This is a genomic window from Leptolyngbya sp. AN10, from assembly GCF_050565645.1.
Taxonomy (GTDB): Bacteria; Cyanobacteriota; Cyanobacteriia; order Leptolyngbyales; family Leptolyngbyaceae; genus Leptolyngbya.
This window is the reverse complement of record NZ_JBNXVP010000014.1, coordinates 50,837-71,750: the sequence shown is the minus strand read 5'-3', so window position 1 is coordinate 71,750 and position 20,914 is coordinate 50,837. Positions and strand designations below refer to the sequence as shown.

At 46.7% G+C, this 20,914-nt stretch carries 19 protein-coding genes; 7 read left to right on the top strand and 12 right to left on the bottom strand.

Annotation, left to right across the window (positions count from 1 at the left end):
• The first annotated feature begins 74 nt into the window (after positions 1–74).
• On the top strand, positions 75–1,154 hold the full coding sequence (locus ACQ4M5_RS20055) for a glycosyltransferase family 4 protein (RefSeq protein ID WP_430677445.1): 1,080 nt from the start codon (positions 75–77) through the stop codon (positions 1,152–1,154).
• Between the two features lie 184 nt (positions 1,155–1,338).
• Complete coding sequence (locus ACQ4M5_RS20050) at positions 1,339–1,776, top strand: hypothetical protein (protein WP_430677444.1); 438 nt, start codon at positions 1,339–1,341, stop codon at positions 1,774–1,776.
• A gap of 280 nt (positions 1,777–2,056) precedes the next feature.
• Here ACQ4M5_RS20050 and ACQ4M5_RS20045 read toward each other — a convergent pair whose 3' ends face one another.
• The 7 genes from ACQ4M5_RS20045 to ACQ4M5_RS20015 all read right to left on the bottom strand — a co-directional run bounded on the left by ACQ4M5_RS20045 (position 2,057) and on the right by ACQ4M5_RS20015 (position 9,817).
• Positions 2,057–2,371, bottom strand: coding sequence for a hypothetical protein (locus ACQ4M5_RS20045; protein WP_430677443.1), 315 nt, complete (start codon positions 2,369–2,371; stop codon positions 2,057–2,059).
• 219 nt (positions 2,372–2,590) lie between these two features.
• Positions 2,591–5,737: a hybrid sensor histidine kinase/response regulator gene (locus ACQ4M5_RS20040; protein ID WP_430677442.1), complete on the bottom strand. Its 3,147-nt coding sequence runs from the start codon at positions 5,735–5,737 to the stop codon at positions 2,591–2,593.
• Positions 5,738–5,798: 61 nt separating this feature from the next.
• The gene (locus tag ACQ4M5_RS20035; RefSeq protein WP_430677441.1) at positions 5,799–7,019 is read right to left on the bottom strand and encodes a glycosyltransferase family 4 protein; all 1,221 of its coding nucleotides are present in this window, start codon (positions 7,017–7,019) and stop codon (positions 5,799–5,801) included.
• Positions 7,020–7,021: 2 nt separating this feature from the next.
• Positions 7,022–7,309, bottom strand: a complete 288-nt coding sequence (locus tag ACQ4M5_RS20030) for a DNA-binding protein (RefSeq protein WP_430677440.1) — start codon at positions 7,307–7,309, stop codon at positions 7,022–7,024.
• Positions 7,296–7,634, bottom strand: coding sequence for a type II toxin-antitoxin system RelE/ParE family toxin (locus tag ACQ4M5_RS20025; protein WP_430677439.1), 339 nt, complete (start codon positions 7,632–7,634; stop codon positions 7,296–7,298). The genes ACQ4M5_RS20030 and ACQ4M5_RS20025 overlap by 14 nt, the downstream gene beginning before the upstream one ends.
• A gap of 3 nt (positions 7,635–7,637) precedes the next feature.
• Positions 7,638–9,227: a glycoside hydrolase family 57 protein gene (locus tag ACQ4M5_RS20020; RefSeq protein ID WP_430677438.1), complete on the bottom strand. Its 1,590-nt coding sequence runs from the start codon at positions 9,225–9,227 to the stop codon at positions 7,638–7,640.
• Between the two features lie 107 nt (positions 9,228–9,334).
• On the bottom strand, positions 9,335–9,817 hold the full coding sequence (locus tag ACQ4M5_RS20015) for a Uma2 family endonuclease (RefSeq protein WP_430677437.1): 483 nt from the start codon (positions 9,815–9,817) through the stop codon (positions 9,335–9,337).
• Between the two features lie 122 nt (positions 9,818–9,939).
• On the opposite strand from ACQ4M5_RS20015, the gene ACQ4M5_RS20010 reads away from it, so the two are divergent.
• On the top strand, positions 9,940–10,467 hold the full coding sequence (locus ACQ4M5_RS20010) for a DUF3124 domain-containing protein (RefSeq protein ID WP_430677436.1): 528 nt from the start codon (positions 9,940–9,942) through the stop codon (positions 10,465–10,467).
• On the opposite strand, the gene ACQ4M5_RS20005 is transcribed toward ACQ4M5_RS20010, so the two are convergent.
• The 3 genes from ACQ4M5_RS20005 to purH all read right to left on the bottom strand — a co-directional run bounded on the left by ACQ4M5_RS20005 (position 10,468) and on the right by purH (position 13,888).
• Positions 10,468–11,676 carry a vWA domain-containing protein gene (locus tag ACQ4M5_RS20005; RefSeq protein WP_430677435.1) on the bottom strand — a complete coding sequence of 403 codons (1,209 nt, stop codon included), beginning with the start codon at positions 11,674–11,676 and terminating at the stop codon, positions 10,468–10,470.
• 163 nt (positions 11,677–11,839) lie between these two features.
• Complete coding sequence (locus ACQ4M5_RS20000; protein WP_430677434.1) at positions 11,840–12,310, bottom strand: DUF4079 domain-containing protein; 471 nt, start codon at positions 12,308–12,310, stop codon at positions 11,840–11,842.
• A gap of 48 nt (positions 12,311–12,358) precedes the next feature.
• Positions 12,359–13,888, bottom strand: a complete 1,530-nt coding sequence (gene purH / locus ACQ4M5_RS19995; RefSeq protein ID WP_430677433.1) for a bifunctional phosphoribosylaminoimidazolecarboxamide formyltransferase/IMP cyclohydrolase — start codon at positions 13,886–13,888, stop codon at positions 12,359–12,361.
• Positions 13,889–14,449: 561 nt separating this feature from the next.
• Between purH and ACQ4M5_RS19990 the strand changes: the two genes are divergently transcribed.
• The 4 genes from ACQ4M5_RS19990 to isiD all read left to right on the top strand — a co-directional run bounded on the left by ACQ4M5_RS19990 (position 14,450) and on the right by isiD (position 16,098).
• Complete coding sequence (locus tag ACQ4M5_RS19990; RefSeq protein WP_430677432.1) at positions 14,450–15,076, top strand: alpha/beta hydrolase; 627 nt, start codon at positions 14,450–14,452, stop codon at positions 15,074–15,076.
• Position 15,077: 1 nt separating this feature from the next.
• On the top strand, positions 15,078–15,359 hold the full coding sequence (locus ACQ4M5_RS19985) for a ribonuclease domain-containing protein (RefSeq protein ID WP_430677431.1): 282 nt from the start codon (positions 15,078–15,080) through the stop codon (positions 15,357–15,359).
• A gap of 16 nt (positions 15,360–15,375) precedes the next feature.
• Complete coding sequence (locus tag ACQ4M5_RS19980) at positions 15,376–15,750, top strand: barstar family protein (protein ID WP_430677430.1); 375 nt, start codon at positions 15,376–15,378, stop codon at positions 15,748–15,750.
• Positions 15,751–15,882: 132 nt separating this feature from the next.
• On the top strand, positions 15,883–16,098 hold the full coding sequence (isiD, locus tag ACQ4M5_RS19975) for a DUF2555 domain-containing protein (RefSeq protein WP_430677429.1): 216 nt from the start codon (positions 15,883–15,885) through the stop codon (positions 16,096–16,098).
• A 45-nt stretch (positions 16,099–16,143) separates the two neighbouring features.
• Here isiD and ACQ4M5_RS19970 read toward each other — a convergent pair whose 3' ends face one another.
• Complete coding sequence (locus tag ACQ4M5_RS19970) at positions 16,144–17,490, bottom strand: glycosyltransferase (RefSeq protein WP_430677428.1); 1,347 nt, start codon at positions 17,488–17,490, stop codon at positions 16,144–16,146.
• A gap of 297 nt (positions 17,491–17,787) precedes the next feature.
• Positions 17,788–20,658: a methyl-accepting chemotaxis protein gene (locus tag ACQ4M5_RS19965; RefSeq protein WP_430677427.1), complete on the bottom strand. Its 2,871-nt coding sequence runs from the start codon at positions 20,656–20,658 to the stop codon at positions 17,788–17,790.
• Positions 20,659–20,914: the final 256 nt, after the last annotated feature.

Here is a 20,914-nt window from a genome sequence, read left to right as displayed (position 1 = left end):
TGCTGTAGCAAGATGTGGAAATTCCGCAGAATCGCGTACTGTCCGGACTAATCACTTTAGTTCGGAGGCTTACAATGCGGATTGCTCAGATTGCTCCTTTGTGGGAAACGGTTCCGCCGCCTGCTTATGGTGGAGCGGAATTAGTCGTGAGTCTATTAACCGAGGAGCTAGTTCGTCGGGGACATGAAGTGACCTTGTTCGCGACTGGAGATTCGACGACTCAGGCAAATTTAGAGGCAATTCATCCGAGTGCGTTACGCCTTGATCCTGCTGTGAAAGAGCATTCCGTTTACGAAGCGATTCAGTTGAACCGCGTCTACCAAAATGCTCATGAGTTTGACATTATTCATTCACATATTGGATTTGGCGCTTTAGCCTGTTCTCAATTGGTAAAAACGCCAACGGTTCACACGCTACACGGAACGTTCAGTTTTGATAATCAGAAAGCCTTTAGTTTCGCCAAATCACAGCCGTATGTGAGTATTTCTAATACGCAGCGAGAACCCCGATTAGGATTGAACTATGTAGCCACGGTTTATAACGGCATTGATCCTTCTACTCATCAATTCTATTCCGAGCCAGATGCACCCCCGTATCTGGCTTTTTTAGGGCGACTTTCTCCGGAGAAAGGTCCGCATCATGCGATCGAGATTGCGAAACGCTCAGGCTATCCGCTGAAAATGGCGGGCAAAGTCGATCGAGTGGATGTGGATTATTTCGAGCAGGAAATCAAACCGCACATTGATGGTGAACAGATTCAATATTTAGGCGAAGCGAATCATGTGCAGAAGAATCAATTGATGGGAAATGCGATCGCAACTCTATTTCCAATTACGTGGCGTGAACCGTTTGGACTTGTGATGATCGAATCGATGGCAGCAGGAACGCCTGTGATCGCTCTGGAATTGGGTGCAACTTCTGAAGTGATTGTCGATGAGAAAACAGGATTTTTATGTCAAAACGTTGACGAATGTGTGGCAGCAGTGCAACGAATTAATTTAATCGATCGATTCACTTGTCGGAAGCATATTGAAAACAACTTTGGCGTGAAACAAATGGTCGATGGTTACGAAGCAGTTTATCGCCAGTTGTTAGCTGAGAGATTCGAGCGAAATGGACACAGCAAAAGTGTTCCAGCGGTCTTGCAGCGATAGATCATTGTTTTAGAAATTGATAAAATCAGGAATTTAACAACGGGTGATCGATTAGGATTGCCCCTTTTTTATGTACAAAATTCAAACACTGAAAGGATGATATCGATGATATTGGCTGGGTATGATGTGGATGATGAGAAGAAACATATCACTTCTCGGTTAAGCTCAAATACTTCGGAGATGAATGATGCGAAAACAAATCGGATTTGGAATTTTAGCAACGCTTGTAACAGTGGGTGGATCAGTTGCGCCTGTGTTTGCTCAAGCTAAACCTACCGTGAATCCCCCACTCGAATCTCAATTTCAACCTAAAGCACAGATCACGCTAAATGGCGATCGAGTAAACGTCACGTTGATCAATCTCACAAATGCTGCGATTTCTTATCAAGCGATCGGAGATACACAGATTAGAACTTTACCAGGACGGGGAACTGTGTTGCTGCAAGGCTTGAGAGTTCCAACGACTTTGACTTTCGATCGACAAGATTCGGGCTTGCTCAACATCACTCCGAAACAATCTGCACCAAATACGATCGAGGTGACGCTGGATGCTACTACGGATCTAGGCATTGATAGTCCAACCATGCGCGTTGAAAGTAACGGTTCTGTGTTTCTCTACTAAGAGGATGTTTGAGGAGTATAAAAAGCGGCTTTGCTGCGTTGCCAGTCCGCCCGGAAATGAATCTCCGAGCTAATGGAGGAAACCCCGCTGAAGCGGGCTAAGAGAGTAATGCGGAGTTCCTAGCCCAGTTTAGTGGGCTTCCCCCCGATTAGCCCGGAGATTCATTTCCGGGCGGGTGAATGCGATGAACAGTTGCTTCTCAAACACCCTCTAAGAATCAAAAAACGCTAAGAAGGTATAGTACTACTTCTTAGCGTTGTGATTGTATTGCGATCGTGATCTACGATTGCATTGCACTAGAAATAACTTGTGCTAACTGCTGAAGCTTGGAAGCCACTTCGCCCTCTTGTGAGCTTGCAGCCGTGTTTAACTGCTTACCGAGATCCGCCATGATCGAGCCAATCTCACCGCTGCGAATTCCACCATTGATCGCTAGTTTTAGTTCTCCTAACGTTTCTGCAAATTCTGTGCCTTTTAGCTGTTGCTGCCAGGATTCAATCATGTCAACCGCAACATCAGGATCGATCGAGACTAATCCAGACTGTAAAAGCGCGATCGTTTCATCAATATTTGCTGTCTCTGTTGTGTTCGCCATAGTCAGACCTTAACGCTGTAAGTCTTCCTATTGTTTCGGATGACACGAGAGAATCCGTCAATCTGTGGGGAGACTTCGATCGCGAAAAGTACCCGTCTGGGGAATGTGGCTGACCCAAAGAATTGCTTATCGTGGAACTGTTCGAGCAGTTGAGTGGGCGTTGTTTGTCATCAGAACCAGTTGTGCAGCCTGTGGACTGACTGACAAACAGCCCTTTTCTTAGTTCAACAAAGCTACGATCGCATTGACTAATTCATCCGGGTCAACAGGTTTGGCTAAATGTTGCTGAAATCCTGCTGCAAGAATTTGCCGCTGATTGGTTTCGCCCGCATAAGCAGTAAGCGCGATCGCAGGCACATCACTTTGCTCTCGAATCTGCTGAATCAATTGATAGCCATCAAGATCTGGCATGGCAATATCACTAATTAATAAGTCTGGTTGAAACTCAGCCAGCTTCTCGAACGCAGACATCGCAGACGAGGCACTTTGTACGATCGCGCCCATTGCCTCTAGCAAAAACACCAGGAAATCAAGATTATCGGGTTCGTCATCGACTGCGAGAATTTTGATTCCAGCCAAATTACGGCTCGATTCTGGCAACTCTGGAGTGTCTTGTTGCAGTTGAAATTTTGAAATTGGCAATTTTACCGTAAACGTTGCGCCTTGATTTTCACCCAGACTCTCAGCCGCGATCGTTCCACCATGAAGCTCGACCAAATGACGTGCGATCGCTAACCCCAATCCCAATCCGCCAAACTGCCTCGTGGTAGAAGAATCGGCTTGACGGAAGCGATCGAAAATATATGGCAACACTTCCGATCGAATTCCTTTTCCAGTATCACGAATCCGAATCTCTGCATCAGTGCCAATCTGCGAGAGGGATACCTCAACTCGTCCGGCAGCAGGTGTAAACTTCACTGCATTCGAGAGTAAATTCCAAAACACCTGTTGTAAGCGATTAGCATCTCCTCGAATCGCTCCAACATTCGGATCAAAATTGAGAACAAGTTCGATCGCTTTCGCATCTGCGGCAAGTTGTACGGTTTCTGAGGCAGCTTTGATCGTGTCTACTAAATTCACTAAATCTGTGTTTAGAGTCAGCTTGCCTTGAAGGATTCGCGAGACATCGAGCAAATCTTCGATGAGTTGCGATTGGAGTCTAGCATTGCGCTCGATCGTTTCTAATGCCTGTGGAACTTTAGCTGGAGGACATTTATCGGCTCTCAACATCCGAACCCAGCCCAGGATCGGATTCAGCGGCGTTCGCAGTTCATGAGACAGCACCGCGAGAAATTCATCTTTGATCCGGTTTGCTTGTTCAGCTTGTTCGCGCAGACGTTTTTCTCGATCGAGCAATTGCTGTCGTTCTACTTCTCGCTGTTTCACTTCGGTGATATCTAACAAAGTTCCAATCCAGCGGAGCGGTGTGCCATCGGCTGCATAAAAGACCTTACCGCGTGATGAAACCCAGCGTTCCACCCTATCGGACTGCCCAATCACTCGGTATTCGATCACTTGTTCGCCTGAACTCCTTTGCTCGAAGACTGCCTGAACTTCTTGATTCACGCGATCTCGATCGTCTGGGTGCATTCCTCGTTCAACGATCTCATAAGTAATTTCGACATCCTGTGGGACACCAAACATCGCTTTGCAATCATCGTTCCAGATAATTCGTCCGGTCGTCAGATTGAAATCCCAAGTTCCGAGCTTTGCAGACTCGATCGCAAGTCGCAACCGTTCTTCAGTTTCTTCGAGTTCTGCCTCGATCTGTTTGCGCTCAGTAATATCGGAAATCGCACCAGGGAACGAGAGCGGCTTGCCTTCCGCATCGTATTCGACTCGTCCTCGTGCTGCAACCCAGCGGAGTTTGCCATCTGCCGATCGCACTCGGTATTCTGCTAAATAGTCCTCACCCGTGGCGATCGCTTTTTGAATCGCAGTCGCAACAGGTTCTCGATCGTCCGGGTGCATTCCATCTAGGAAAAACTCGATCGGTAAACCTTTCGCGGCGGCGGCTGGATCAACTCCGAACAAATTTGCAAAAGCCGCATCCGTCGAAACTAAATTGTCCTGAATTCGCCAACGCCAAGTATAGATAGAACCTGCTGTTAATGCGGAAGCCAACATCGAATCAGCTTCTCTCAGTTCGGCTTCCGTTTGCTTGAGTTGCGTGAGATCGATCGCGAAGAAAAATCCACCCCAAGAATCCCCACGCACTTTCACACCGCTGATCAAAATCGGAATACGCCGTCCGTCTTTGTGAAAAAACTCTTTCTCATAAGGCGTACAGTATCCTTGAGCGATAGTTTCTTCAACCGCTTGGGTGTCTCGTTCTGCCCATTCGATCGGGGTAAGCTCTTTCCAACTGATTTGTCCCGATTCGAGTTCTGAGCGCGTATAGCCAATCAAATCAAGGAGTGCATCATTCGCATCGCCCAATTCGCCGTTGACTTTCCAAATCCCGATCGGAATCATGTTGCACTCGAACAAGCTCCGAAATCGCGCTTCACTGTCGCGCAATGCTTGTTCGGTTTGCTTGCGATCGGTAATATCGGTGATGAAAATCGAAGCTCCAGCTTTGGACGGATAAATGCGATTGAGATACCAACGATTCCAACTCGGATAAAAAAATTCAAAACCGATCGTGCGTTGTTCTTGTACGGCTCGACGATATTCGGTATCGATCGTGCTTCCAATTAGATCAGGGAACACATCCCACATTCGATTCCCGATCAGTTGTGCCTCGGTGCGATTTAGTAATTTTGTTGCCGCTTCGTTGACATAAACATAGTGCCAATCGCGATCGAGAACCGCAAACGCATCGGTAATACTTTGCAGCAAGGTTTCTGCCCGTTCTTTAGCGGTTTCTGCTTCTTGGCGCAAGAGCCGTTCTCGTTCGGTTGCTCCTTTCTGGGCTTGTTGGGCTAATTTTTCTTGAGTGATGTCGCGTACTTCGATTACCGTTCCAATGATGCGTCCTTCTTCTCGAATCGGACTTGCCGTATAAGCGACCGGATAAAAGTGTCCATCTCGATGCACAAACACTTCTTCGCCTTGTTCCTGATTGTTTTGGGGAAACACCTGATCGATTGGACATTCACACAATGGATAAGGCGTTCCATCGGGTCGCGTGTGATGAATCACATCGTGTAATGTCCGCCCTTCGACTTCTGCTAATGTGTACCCCGTAAGCTGTTCAGCGGCGGGATTCATGTATACACACTGTTGATACTCATCCATGACGAACAGTGCCAACGTTGCATTATTGCAGACGGTCTCTAGATACTGTTTGTAGTACTGAGTATCAGTTGCAGATCGCGGCAAGCGCTGGTATTCGCTCAAGGATTTGAGAGGCTGTGAGGTCATGAAAGGCGCAGTTCGTCTAGGATTCTGCTCTATCCTACGATGGACGATCGCGGTTTCCTGTCTACCGATCGAGAGAACTTATACCTGAATACAGTTCTAGATATCGCTCTGCTTGCAACTCCAGTCGATATTCTGAAAGAGCAATCGATCGACACTGTTGTTTCATCTGCGATCGTAATTTTCCATCTTCCAGCAACGTCACGATGCCCTGAGTTAAATCATCAACATCCTCCAGTTTTGCTAAATGTCCAGTAGTTCCTGGTCGCACTAAGTCCGACACTCCACCGATATCGAAAGAAATCATCGGTGTTCCACAAGCGAGACTTTCCTGAAGCACTAAAGGTAAGTTATCCGCACGAGTCGGAAATACAAATAAATCTGCGGCTGAGTATGCGATCGCTTTCAAGTTCTCATCTTGAACATAACCGAGCGGGATAGTTTCAATTCCAATCTCTTGCACAGTTCCATCACCTAACATCAGTAACACAGTTTCAGCTTTCAGCGATTCGGGTAACTGTTGCAGTGCAGCAAATAATAAATCTCCACCTTTGCGCCATTCCTGAAGATGAGTTGCTACAAACAATAGAACTTTCTTCCCTTTCGGAATGTTCAATCGTCTCCGACATTGCTCTGGATCAAGTGGTCGATACACTTCAGTATCAATCCCATACGGAATGTGATGCACTGCAAAATGTTGAAACAATGGGCTTTCTCTTGCAACTGAAGCTAACCATCGACTCGGAGCCACGATCGCTAATTTTGCGTTCTGATAGCTCCATTGTTTAAGCTTCCATTCCCACCGAGTTCGATCGCGCTTCATTGGCGGAAAGATTGTTAGATCTGGACATTGCCCACATCCAATTTTCCAGCGATCGCATCCGAAGCTAAATGAACAATGTCCAGTCACCGACCACATATCGTGCATTGTGAGCACTGCGGGTTTGTTGCGGGTTAGGTGTGCGATCGCTAAATAGTTAAAGTACCCGTCATGTAAGTTATGAAAGTTGATCACATCCGCAGCTTGGTAGGCTGGATGATTTCCGAGATTGAAAGTAGAAAGTAAATGAATCTGCGTAAATCCCAATGGATCAGTAAATCGCTGAATTCGTTTCTCAGTGCGGGATGCAGCGGGAATCAGAGAAACGCGATCGCTCTCTGTTTCTTTGCGGCTAACTAGGAATCGAGAATCAATATCTTGTTTTAGTAGTCCTTGATGCAGGCGATTTGCAGCGATCGCGGCTCCCCCTGCAATATCTTTCTGATTGATATGGAGAACTTGCATTGTTATGATTTCTGAGCGATCGACAATCTCATATTCAATTGATTCAAAAGCTCAACTAACATCAATAAATCTGGCATTTCTCCTTTCTCTAGCGATTCATAGCAGTGTTGCCACTTTGCAGCCTCTTCTACTTCAGTCGCTTGGGCACGAGCCTCCACCACATTTTTCAGAGCTAAACGAATGTGTTGCGGATCGCCATCTTCTAAAACAGAATCCAGATATGCCGCTGCTTCTTCTGGATCTCTCAAAGACTCAATGAGAAAGGTATGGTAGCTTTTAGTCGTTGGCATTGGCTTGAAAATCGCTCCAATACTGCTTTGCTACCAGGATATCTCGATCTTGAGTGCTTTTGTCTCCACCGCACAAGAGCAGCACGATCGTCGTCGCAGATTCAGCAAAATAAACTCGATATCCCGGTCCGTAATCAATCCGAAGTTCAAAAACACCAGAACCAACGGATTTGTAGTCGCCTAAGTTTCCCATTTCGACCCGATCGAGCCGCTTTCTAATCCGAATTCGGGCTTGTCGATCGCGCAACCCAGAAAGCCAAGTTTCAAACGGACAATTGCCTTGATCCGTAACATATAAAACCAGTTCTCTCGGTTGCGCTTCCACAGGTTACAACGGGCGGTAAACGCGGTAGTTGATGTCTGGGAAGATATTGTCGATCGCTTCAACTTTCTCAACCCAACCCGAATCGACTTTGCCGTGATTTAGATCGTCGTAGATTTTGTTGAATCTCATTAAATGCGATCGGGTTCTTCTCACTGCATAAGGAACCATTGTTCCGGTTCGCATAATGAACGCCCAGTCAGAAGATTGTGCCAACAGCAATTCTCGTGCTGCCTGGTTCAATGCTTTCCACTCCAATTCATCCGCAGGCTCGCGTTTTGCAAGCTCGATCATGCGCTCAGCAGCTTTATGCAAATGGGGATAAATCCAAGCATTCGTTTCATTCAGCCAATATTCATGGAAGCCTTTGTAACCCCAACTCGATTGAGATGGGCGGCAAACTTGCTGAGTCGGATGCTTTCTCAGATAGTCCGCTAAGTGCGTCATCTCAAACGTTTCTTGATCAAACCAGGCTTTGCGGAACAGATAGTCAATGAACATCGGACCTTCATACCACCAGTGCCCAAACAGTTCCGCATCATAAGGTGAAACAATGATCGGCGGACGGTGCATGATGTTGAATAAATGTGAAACTTGGCTTTCTCGGTTATAGACAAAGTTAGCGGCGTGTTCCGTTGTCTTTTCCCGCGCCCAGTATGGATCGTAAAGCTGCTTATCGCCTAGTCCTAACCCTTTTCCAGTAATTTTGTGGTACTTGATGCCGACATTCTTCCGCTGACCATTGGGCATGACATACGGCTTGATGTATTCGTAATCTGCATCCCAACCTAAATCGCGGTAGAACTCTCGATATTCCACGGCTCCAGGATAGCCAACTTCCGATGACCAAACTTGCTGTGATGATTCGTGATCCCGTCCGAATGCTGCGACCCCTGCTTCTGTGAAAATCGGAGCATAGCTACCATATCGCGGACGAGGACGCGCATAGAGAATTCCATGTCCATCCGTGAGGAAGTAGCGCAATCCAGCATCGGCTAACATCCGTTCTACGCCTTCGTAGTAAGCGCACTCCGGCAGCCAAATTCCTTTTGCCGGACGACCAAAAGTTTTCTCGTAATGCTCACACGCAACCTGAATCTGCGCCCAGACTGCTTGCGGATACATCTTCATCAGCGGGAGATAACCGTGAGTTGCACCACAGGTGATGATTTCGAGATTGTTCGAGTCGAGGAACTGTTTGAAAGCCGTGATCAAATTACGATCGTACTTTTCCCAAGTGTTGCGAACCGCATTGAATTCTTTGGCGTTGTGTTCTGCCAAATACTTCATGTGACCGGAATGAGCATGACGCTCGACTTCCAGTTCTGCCAGTTCTTCGAGTTTTGATAAATGCTCGTCGTAGCGATCTTGTAGAAGCGGATCTGCCAGCATTGAACACAGTGGCGGAGTCATGCTCATGGTGATTTTGAAGTCTACGCCATCGCGCTTCAAGCCTTCAAACACCTGAATTAAAGGAATATAAGTTTCAGTAATCGCCTCGTAGAGCCATTCTTCTTCTAGTACAAAGTCGCTTTCAGGATGACGCACAAAGGGGAGGTGAGCGTGCAGCACTAAGGCAACATATCCAATGCTCATAGGGATTCTGGGGTAAGTGGGCGGATCGTTGCCCAAATTGTACGGCAAAATTGTGACTAAGTTTTGTTAATTGGGGATCAGTTTCAAAGTCGGGGATCAGGCAGGGATCAAGATCTACGCTGAATACGATCGGGAAAATCGGGAACAATTCGCGATCGCTCAAGTTCACCAGTCCGATCGAAGAATTTCAGGTTTCCCGCTTGATCGCACAACCAAGCCTCGATCGCGCCCGCTTCGAGATACAAGTTCTTTTTCGTCAGCATTTCCTCGATCGTATTGCTTCCCGATTTCACCTCGATACAGATTTCGGGTGCGATCGAAGCCACTTCTTCCTCTTCAAGCTGATCCAGTCGTGCGTTCGATGCCCAAACGACATCTGCAACTTTAACGCCATCCGCCGTTTGGATTGCAAGCTCTGGTAACGCTAATCCACCTGTTAATAATGCGTTTAAGCGATTTTGAATAATGCCTTGATAAATGTTGTGTTTGGGTTTGGCAGGACTCATCACAACCTGTCCCCACTGATTAAGCTCAATCTTGAAGGGAAGATCTTGTAGATTTGGGTCATTTAGAACGTCTTGCCAGCGCATTGTTCGAGGGTTAAATGCTGTTTACAGTTTAACACCCCAACGGGAATCGAATCGCTTGAAGCAAGACCGGGAAATCAGTACGATTCGGATCGATTCCTTTGAAGCAGAGGCAACCCCGAATCATGAAGCGATATTTCTGGCTCTATTTTGCGCTTGCCTGTTTAACGGCTTGTGATCAAGTGCAAGCTCCATCCGTCTCACAGCCTCCGACCCCCCAATTAAAAACAGTCACCGTAGATCAGACGAAAATCGCTGAAGGTCAAACGGTTTATGTTCCAATCTATTCGCACATCTACATGGTGGAGGCAGGTCGCAGAATGGATCTAACTGCAACGCTGAGTGTCCGAAATACCGATCTGTCTCAGCCAATGACCGTGACTTCTGCAAACTACTACGATACGAATGGCAAACTCGTCCGCAAGTATTTGGAGAAACCGATCGAACTCAATGCCCTCGCCGCTACTGATTTTGTGATTGCAGAAGCCGATCGAACTGGGGGATCAGGGGCTTCTTTTATTGTGGAGTGGGTCGCTCAGAAAGATATCTCAAATCCAGCGATCGAAGCAGTCATGATCAACACAGGTGGTAATCAAGGCATTTCCTTTATTAGTCCTGGACGGGTGATCAAAAATCGATCGAATCGCAAATAATCAGGGATTGGGACTTTGCTGCAATACTTGATTCAAGTCCTGCTGAATCTGCTCCAATGTCACATCCCGCTGAGATTCAAACCCTTGAACGACTCGATCTCGCCACGATTCAAGATTCTGATGGCGTTTCTTCAACTGTTCCTCAACATAGTTCGCATGAACCGCATTCGGCTCTTGGTTAGATCGGGCATTTGTTACCGCTCTCATGATGTCGAATCGTTCATCGGTCAATTTGCGACCAACGCAGAATCGGAAGTTCGTGATTACCCGCCCCGCGTCAAAGCGAACATTCGTTTGATTCATGCCTGCTGTAAATCGATAGTTAGTCAAATCCATCATTCTGTTGAACTCGTCTAGTGAATTGTCGAGTTCTTTAGCGGTGCGAACCGAGATGAATTTTCCGCCGCCTGCTTCTGCAACCGCTTTTAATTGTCGCTGCGATTCATTATCCACATCAAAACCAATCACATTCACAATCACTTTTGCATTAGAACTCTGTAGCTGTCGGGCTACTGTAACCGGATCACCACCACAAGTTTCTAAGCCATCAGAAACGACATAGACAATGTTTCGATTACTATCCCCATTCGCATTTGCAAAAACGGTACTGGCTTTTTGGAGTGCTGCTGCGATCGGAGTATATCCAGTCGGTTGAACCGCATTCACCACACTTTGAAACCGTTGGGCATTCAAGGGCGACAGCGGATAGACCGTTTCAATTCCCGCACAAGAAACGGCTTTGTCTGCGGCTTGACTCGATCCTTTGTGTCCGTAAAGCAAGAGGCTTACGTTCGAGGCTTTGGGGAGTTGATTGACGAATTTATCGATCGCGCTTTTTGCCGAATCCATTTTGACCTGTCCGCCTGCGGTTTCTGCCATTGATCCAGAGGAATCCAATGCGACAAGAACATTCACTTGGCGGTTGTCTTCTGCATTACTTCCAGAAGCATTACCGGGTCGTTTCGCTTGTTTCAAGTCAAATTCTAAAGGCTTCAAACACTCTAAACAGTCCTGTCCATACTGGCTTAAAAGCTGCTGATAATAAGCTTCCGCTGCATTCGTGTTTTCTTCAGATTTAACTGGAGTGACTTGCTCAGAAGTGGTTGGAGAAGATTCGGTTTTACTGGATGTTTGACTGGCGGAAGAACACGCAACCAAACCAGTGAGTGACAGGAGAATGAGCGGAATACGAAAGGGGTTGGGGTTCATGGCAACCTCGTGATTTCACAGCTAAAGGACAATGACTCGAACTGTTGTCGCGACCCTGTAATATTTTGAGGAAAATTTTCTCAGATTTCGGACACAAAAAAATCGGTGATAGGACAGTTCCCATCACCGGATCATGCAGATTCAATTGCATCAATGGTTCGACTTACATTCGATTGATGATGTTCTGAACAATTCCCATTCCAGTCACAGCCTGCCAACCAAACAGTCCAGTAATCACAACATTGATCAAGATATGGCTAACTCGTGCCCATTCTTGCCCTTTCTGCATAAACGGTGTGAGTGATGCTGAAATTGCAATTAATCCGGTCATGCCAAGTCCAGCAATCAAGTGAGGATTGACGAATAACTTACCGCTATTGATATAAGTTGCGCCCATTGCACCGATCGAGCCAACCACCATCAAAGACAGCACGATCGCACCAATTTGATGATGTTTGATGTTGAACTTCTGCTTGATCAGTTCTTTTTTCAAATCGCCTTGTGCCGATCGAGTCCGTCGCCATTGAAATCCTGTGTACAGCGCATAGCTAGTCAACGCAAGCAAAACCCACATCAAAACTGGATGGACAAACTGACTGTAGACCTTGAGGGTGTTAAGGAATTCAGGGGACATAAGAGCGTGTTCTTCTTGTGAGGATTGTAATAAAACTTATCACAATTTCTAGTGAAGAAAATGCCGAATTCCGGTGAGAACCATGACAATTCCGAGTTCGTTGGCAGCCGCGATCGAGTCGTTATCTCTCATACTTCCGCCCGGTTGTACGATCGCGCTGATTCCCGCTGCTGCTGCCGTTCTCACCGAGTCATCAAACGGGAAAAATCCATCCGAGGCAAGGATTGCACCTTTGGCATTTTCGCCTGCTTGATCAAGCGCGATTTTGGCAGATCCAACGCGATTCATTTGTCCCGCGCCCACTCCGATCGTAGTGCGATTTTGAGTCACAACGATCGCATTGGATTTAACATGCTTACAAATCTTCCAAGCAAACAGCAATTCTGCAAGCTGTTCTGGAGTGGGCTTTTTCTCAGTCACCAGTTGCCAACTATTCGGATCAGCAACAATATCATCTGCGGCTTGAACTAAGAATCCGCCTGCAATCTGTTTGATGTTTTCTTTTGCACCATTGCTCAAATCGGGAAGTACTAGCACTCTAAGATTCTGTTTCGCTTGCAGAATCGTTTGAGCTTCTGGATCAATTCCGGGTGCAACGACACATTCGAGAAAGGTCTTGGTTAGTGCGGTTGCAGTGGAAACATCGATCGCACGATTCAATGCGACAATGCCACCAAACGCCGAAGTAGAATCTGCATTAAACGCTTTCTCATACGCTTCGGAAATCGTTGCGCCCATTGCAGATCCGCAAGGATTGTTATGTTTAATGATCGTTGCAGCGGGATCATCGTTTGTGAACTCAGCAATAATCGATCGAGCCGCTTCCAAGTCAACCAAATTGTTGTAGCTCAGTTCTTTTCCTTGAAGCTTCGTCGCCGCTGCCCATCCAGTTTGAACGGCTCCAGTTTGATACCACGCCGCAGATTGATGTGGATTTTCTCCATAGCGTAACTCTTGAATTCGCGTTCCGGTTAGCGTGAACGATGTTGCTTCCGTTTGCTTTTCTAAATACGCTGCGATCGCAGAATCATAACTTGCCGTATGTTTGAAAGCCTGAAGCGAACAATTTTGCCGAAATGCGATCGAAGCTTCTCCATTCGCCCGAAGCTCTTCTAAATAAGCTCCATACTGATTCGGATTACACAAAATCGTGAGATTGGCAAAATTCTTCGCGGAAGCTCGAACCATTGCAGGTCCGCCAATATCGATTTGCTCGATCGCATCTTCCAAGGTCACACCCGGTTTCGCGATCGTTTGCTCAAATGGATAGAGATTGACCACGACTAAATCGATCGGACGAATATTTTGCGCTTCCAAATCTGCCAAATGTTCTGGTAAATCTCGACGTGCCAAAATTCCACCATGAATCCGAGGATGCAGCGTTTTGACTCGTCCGCCCAAAATCTCTGGTGATCCCGTGTAATCTGAAACTTTCGTCACGGGCAAACCTGCCGCTTTCAAGGTCTGAGCCGTTCCGCCACTGCTGATAATATCAAAGCCAAATTCTTCAACTAACTGCTTCGCAAACTCGACCAATCCAGTTTTATCGGAGACGCTAAGAAGTGCCAAACGTGCCATCGATTTAGTTCCCAAGTAGAAAGAGATCTTTGACACTCCCACCTGTGAACAGCGTGGGATTCTTGGATCTTCGAGTCTGCCGTAAACCTTTACGTCCCTATTCCCCTCGCTGAGAGTACACGGGCAGTACTCAAACCAAGCAATCGTGTCAAAGCCACGAGATGTCTAGTCTGATTCGCAAAAGACCTAGAGGGCGGCTCTCCTCAAGCTTTCGGGTACGCTTCAACGCAACCAACGTTACGCCTTTCTCCCCCAGTTCCGGCGTGCCCCGCCGTACTGTTCCGTAACCAAGTTTTGCTTTTTCTAGGTTTGGCGCTATCTGCTGGATAGCTCGGTTTTTAGAGAGGACGTTCCTACCTCTTGGTATTACTGCTTTCTAGGCGGTCGTGTGGGGACACCCCAGATTTGTATAGTCACGTCCTAGCGGTTTTTCAGCCTGTACCATTCATTCAAATGTACGCCAAAATCGGAGCAGATTCTATGAAGAGTTCTGGAAGTGTCGAACTCTGTGGCTTGCCAGCCTTATAAGCTTACAATCGACTGGATGAGATGTGAAATTCTATGTTGAACGCGATCGCGATTCCTGCAAAATCTGAAACGCCCAAAGCCTCGATCGTTATGCTCCACGGTTGGGGCGCAAATGCTCAAGATGTCGCTTTCCTCTGCTCTTTGCTCGATCTGCCTGATGTCCAATTTTTTCTCCCCGATGCCCCATTTCCGCATCCCTACAGCGTTGAAGGAAAAATGTGGTACGACCTCTCGAATGCCAATTTTCAAACCGATTTCACTCAGCAATCCGATTTGCAAACGAGCCGACGAGAGTTAACAGATTGGCTCAATTCTCTGGAGCAACAGACTGGAGTTCCCTTATCGCGGACGATTCTGGGCGGATTTTCTCAAGGGGGCGCAATGACGTTAGATGTCGGATTGTCTTTGCCGTTAGCAGGATTGATGATTTTGAGCGGATATCAACATGGCGCATTACGTCCTGGAGCGAAAATTTCACCGATTTTGATGGTGCATGGACGGCAGGATCAAGTTGTGCCACTGGCAGCAGCGCATCGGGCGAAAGCGAATTTAAAAAAATTGGAAACGTCGATCGACTATCACGAATTCGATATTGGACACGAGATTTCGCCTCTCGTTCTGAATGAAGTATACAAATTTGTGCAAAGTCAATTGTCTTGATATGCAACAGGTAAAAGTGAGTGATTTAACTCCTGAAGCCCAAGCGACTCTCCAGCAAATTCAATCTAGAGGAAGCTTTTCTTATCCTCAAGATGGTTCTGTCTTCAAGAATTTAGAGAAGAAGCTTCCTGTTAAGCCTTCAAATTACTACCGGGAGTACACCGTTGAAACTCCTGGAAGTCTCGATCGTGGAGCGAGACGAATCGTAATGGGTCAAGGTGGCGGGATCTATTACACAAATGACCACTACAATAGTTTTCAGGAGGTCTTAATGACCCCTTAGTTAACGGAGGAAACCTGTGCAGTTGCAGCAACGTTCCGCACTTGATCTTCAGGCGGAAGCCGTAAAAAGTGCTTCTCAAGAGGGAGCAAAAGTTTTCTATTTAGATGGCAGAAAGATTGCTACTAAAGAAGATTTTCTGCGTGAGGCGGCTGAAGTCATGAGCTTTCCAGCTTATTTTGGTAAGAATTGGGATGCGTTTGATGAGTGCATCCGCGATTTAAGTTGGTTGCCTGCTCGAAAATATATCCTGATCTACGATCGACCCGATATCTTTGCAAAATCCCAACCTGATCAGTGGCAGATTGCTCAAGACATTCTTCAATCTGCGGCACAGTATTGGCAAGACTCCGGGCGGTTGATGGAAGTTTGGGTTTTATCTCTCCTAAACTAATTTCTCGGTGAAGGTCATGATAAATTTGTAAAGTTTTCAACCGGATCGATCGTTAACGAAAATTTTATTCTGATTCTGCCTCTAGCTTCTGAAGTAAAATTTGGATTAAGGGGAAACTAGCGGGAGGTCAGTATGATGACTGCATTTAGCTTGGGACATCTTAACGTGTCCACATTGACCGAGACCGATATTGCAGAATTGGCAACACGTTTGGAGCAAGATGCCTATACTGATGCGTTTGAAGGGCTGAAGGATTGGCATTTGTTAAGAGCGATCGCATTCCAACGCCCAGAACTGGTCGAACAGTATCTTTACCTACTCGATCTCGAAGCCTACGACGAATCGTGAGCATCTGTAGGAGAGCCAAGCAATTCAGAACTGGCTCTCCGTTGCTTACTTTAAAAGAGCTTCATAAACCGTTTTCATCTCTGTTGCGACTTCAGCAAAGGTTCTGATCGATCGAATATTTTGCTGAAGTCGATCGACAATTTCAGGATGAGTCGCTAAATGTGCGATCGCATCTCTCCAAGCATCCACATCTCGCGCTGGAACGAGCCAGCCATCGACTCCATGCTGAACTAACTCTGGAATGCCGCCTAAGTGTGAGCCGAGGACTGGAGTTTTAACGGCATGAGCTTCTTTTGCCACCAATGGTCCCGTTTCCATCCATTGAGAGGGAACCGCTAAGAGATCAAATTGTGCGATCGCATCAGCAATTTCATCTCGTTTCAACAGGTCTTTGATCTGAATTCGAGGATCTTGTTCTGCTAAGGTCTTCACTCGTGCGAGGATTTCGCCACCAGAATGAAACTTGCCGTGTAGCGAACCATGAATGATCAGCGTAACGGGAATGTCTTTTGGCAATCGCTGGATCGCTTCCACCAAGATGTGAATTCCCTTCGTTTCGTGCCATCGTCCTAGAAATCCGATTCGTAAAGGTGCATTTGTGGGTCTGGGTCGCTTGAGATGAAACTGTGCGGGAACTGGAGAAGCCTGTTTGCAGAGGACTAATTTCTCTTTAGGAACTCCGTTTCTGACAAAGACTTCGTACATCCATTCGCACACCATAATTAAGCGATCGGCAAGTTCCGCCATTTGCTGAATTTTGCGCCGTTGGTTTGCGACCAGTGCGGGAGTCGCGATCGTCGTTCCCAATTGTCGGATTCTTGGCGAGGATGCTTTGTGGAGTCTGCGTTTTGCAGCTTGTCCAATCGAGAGAGGAAGCTTGCCGAGTGTCTGTGCGATCGTAACGGGTACTTTGTCAGACATTCCTAAACAGACTCCACATTGAGCTTCATCGATCTTGCCGTTACACGCTTCAGTGCCGTTGTACATCATGGTTTGCCGCAAACAGACAGGTTCGGGAATGTGAACGGTAACAACCGTTTTCATACCCAATTTCTTTGCTAGTTGTAGATGATGGAAACCACAATCGAATCGATAAGAATGTTGGTGATAGACTTCAGCCGATTGGTGTTTGAGCCAGGTTGCAAAGCGATCGAAATTTTCATGCGGAACGATTTCGCGCCATTCTGAGGTCGAAGGATTTGCTGGAGTGGGATAGCGATAAACTTCAATATTGCCGTGGTGATAGAAGTGTTCGACTTCACCGGGACGCGGAGCCGCCACGATCGACGAAATGCCTTGATGGTCTAAATGCTGTGCGAGTTCAGCGACATAAACTTCTGTACCGCCGTAGGTATCTGGGAGAAAACAGCCAGCCGTGTGAATGACGTTCATCGATTTATAGAGCAGGGGTCAAGTTCAGGTTTCCTTAAAACCTCGATCGACTAAACAATAGACCTCCTTGTTTAGTCGATGCTTTAAAGGAATTGAGAGACCCGTTGCTGCGATTGCATTCGCCCGTGATTGCAAATCACGGTCTATCGGAGAGAAACCCGTTCAAACGGGTTGAATTCCCTCATCGTCCTGCTTTAGTCCGTTTCTAACGGACTTTGTGCTGATAGACCGTGATTTCTAATCACGGGCGGATGTGGCAATCAACGACTACTGTTAAAACACCCTCTTAGAGAACGTCTAATCTCGATCGCCTGCTTGTATCTTGAACATTCCAACCGAGGATTGAAGTTCATCTGCTACATCGACCGTTTGCCGCAATGCTTTCGAGACTCGTACTGATGAATCTGAAGTCAGAGTCGAAACTTGAGCGACTTCTTTGATCAATTCCGTGACCGATTGCGAAGTATTTGCCTGAGAAATCATTGCTTCAGAGATCGAATTGACTAAGCTATCCATTTGCTCGGAAACTTGAACCACATGAATGAGACTTTGCTTAGCATTTCGGGCGAGGTGTGCACCTTCTACAACCTGTGTCGCTCCTCGGTTCATTGCTTCCACGACTTCGGTAATCTGTTGCTGCGTGGTTTCAATCAATGCTGCAATTTCACGAGTCGCAGTTGCCGATCGAGAAGCGAGTTCCCCAATCTCATTCGCGACGATGCCGAAACCGCGACCATGTTCACCTGCACGAGTGGCTTCGATACTCGCATTGATCGCCAGCAAATCGGTTTGAGTGGCTAAATCACTGATCAAGGAAACCACGCGACCGATTTGCTGAGAAGATTCGCCCAACTGTTTTACTTTGCGGGTGGCATCTTCTACCGTTGCTCTGAGACTATAGATGCTGGTAACGGTGGAATCCATGACGCTCTCACCAGATTTGGCTGCATTGGTGGCGTTCTGTGCCACGATCGCGGCTTTTTGGGCGCGTTCAGCAACAGTTTGCATCGATAAAGTCATTTGTTCAACTGAATCTAGAGTGCGAGTTGTTTCTTGCGCTTGTTGGCGGGCTTGCTCGGCTAAATGGTTTACCTCATCTTCGTTTTGACTGACGAGATGACTGACTTGAGTTGAAGTATGTTTGACTTTGAGAACGAGATCTCGCAAGCTTTCAACGACAGCATTAAAGAAGTCGGCAACTGTTCCGAGGTCGTCTGCGCTAACATTCGCTCGAACTGTTAGATCTCCAGCAGAAACATTCTGGATCTCGCCCAGAAGTTGAATGATTTGTTGTTGAATCGAGCTTTTCCGAATTTCAGCATCTTGTAGCGCAGCTTGCCGCTCTTGCAGTAATTTTGCTTGATCCAAGGCATAGCCCATCTGAGCAACAAGCTGTGTGAAAAAGGTAATTTCGGAGGCTTGCCAATCACGAGCATGTTCACAACTCTGAGCGCAAACAAGACCTACAATACGATCGTCTTGTTTAAGTGGTACAGCAATTTCAGCTTTGGTGTTAAATGCTGCAAGTTGCTGACGATAGCTCTCGTTCATCTCTTTATCAGCATCTTTGATCACCCAAGCGGATTGAGTGCTGTATTGTTCTAATTGATCGACTCCCAAAGGTGCTGCGATCGACTTCTGATGAACGCTGAGATTCTGATTTTCTAGCGATTCAGCAATCACTGTTCCGTTTACTGAACCTGGCGTGAACTGACAAACCACAACCCGATCGAGCTTCAAAAAGCTCCGAGTTTCATCGATCGCAGTTTGTAAAATCTGTGTTGAATTGGGCGATCGACGCATTCTCACTGTAATTTCGCTCAAGGCTCCAGCTTCTCGCGTTTGTTGTTCTTGTCTTGCGACTTCATTTGCTAAAGAGACTTCGGAATCGTTAATACTATCCGCTATCTGATTGAATGCGATCGCTAGTTGTCCAACTTCATCTTTAGCAAAAATCTGAGCACGAACCGTTCGATCTCCGTTTGCAAAAGCTTCCGTAGTCTGCTGCAATTCCTGAATCGGTTTAAGCACAATGCGACGGAAGATCATTGTCCAAATAATGATTGCCGCGATCACTAATGCAAATACGATCGCTTCTTGTTGAAGACTGTTCCACAACAATTGATTCAAGTTCTGTTCTGGAGTTCCTCGTACCACTACTGCACTTGAATTCTCATCAATCACGGGAACTGCGCCCTCTGGTGTTTCGACAATGCGGTTGGGAACTGCTTTGGCTGCAACGGTGTAGGTTTGCCCATTGATATCAATTCGCTGTGTGACAGGTTCGCCTTTTGCCTCGATCGCAGATTTTAGAATTGCTGGATCAGACAACGCAATATCAATCTGAGACTGTTTGTTCGTATCTCTTCTCAGTGCAGTTGCTACACCAAATTCATTGTTCTCGCGTCGAAAATACACAGCACTGTAGCCACCATCAAAGGCGTTGATTGTATTTTCAACGATCGGTAATTTGCGATTTACAATGTCTCCGAATACGAGAACACCAATGAGTTCTGAATTTTCTCGATCGCGCACTGGAGTGACAACATAGCGAATCAGTGCGTCTTGCTTCGCGAATCCATCCGGTAAAGGCGGTGATTCTTTGCTGAGTTCATCCCAACTGATGACGCTGGTTGCTTTGACTTGTTGCCCATCTTTGAGAACTTGTTGAATGAGAGGAACTAGACCTGAATTTGTGACCGTTTCTTTCGATCGAGCTTTGTTAGCATTTGCGACAATGCGTAAATCTTTGCCGATTAAGGTTGCATATTCCATCCGTCGCGCTTTGACTTCGTTTTGCAGAATTTGTTGTAGTTGAGTTTGCAAATCGGGTGCGAGATTTTCGTTGCGCTGATGGTTTCTAGCCGCAGTAATAATCGCTGGATTGTCGGATTGTCCACGTGATCCGAAGCCCATTTGATTGATTTTGATGTTGTAGTTCGTTTCAGTGACCGCAACTTCTGATTTGGCTTGCGAAAGTAGCTGAGTGCGGAGACTATTCGTCAGTACGATCGTAGAACCGATGCCGAGTCCGATAATTGGAATTAGCTCACAGACTAAGAGCGCGACAAGCTGTTTTCGTCCGATCGATAAGTTGTGAAACCAATTTGTCGAGGTTGGAGCGCGGCGAGATTGAGCGGTGATGGAAGCGGGTGGGGTGTCTAACATAGAAAAATGGCGCGGGGGAACAAATCACTCCTCGAACGGGTGTTCGATCGACAGTTTCGCTTCGTTGCAATCGGCTTCTGCCCCCTAAATCCCCCAGAATGGGGGACTTTGAAAGTTCAAAACAAATCTGACTTCAAGTTCCCCACTCGTGGGGGATTTAGGGGGCTTCCCGGATTTGTCACGCAGCAAACAACTTTGATCGAACAGACGTTCTTAGAGTTATTAAAAGGGATTTTGTCGCAATTCGAGTGTTTTC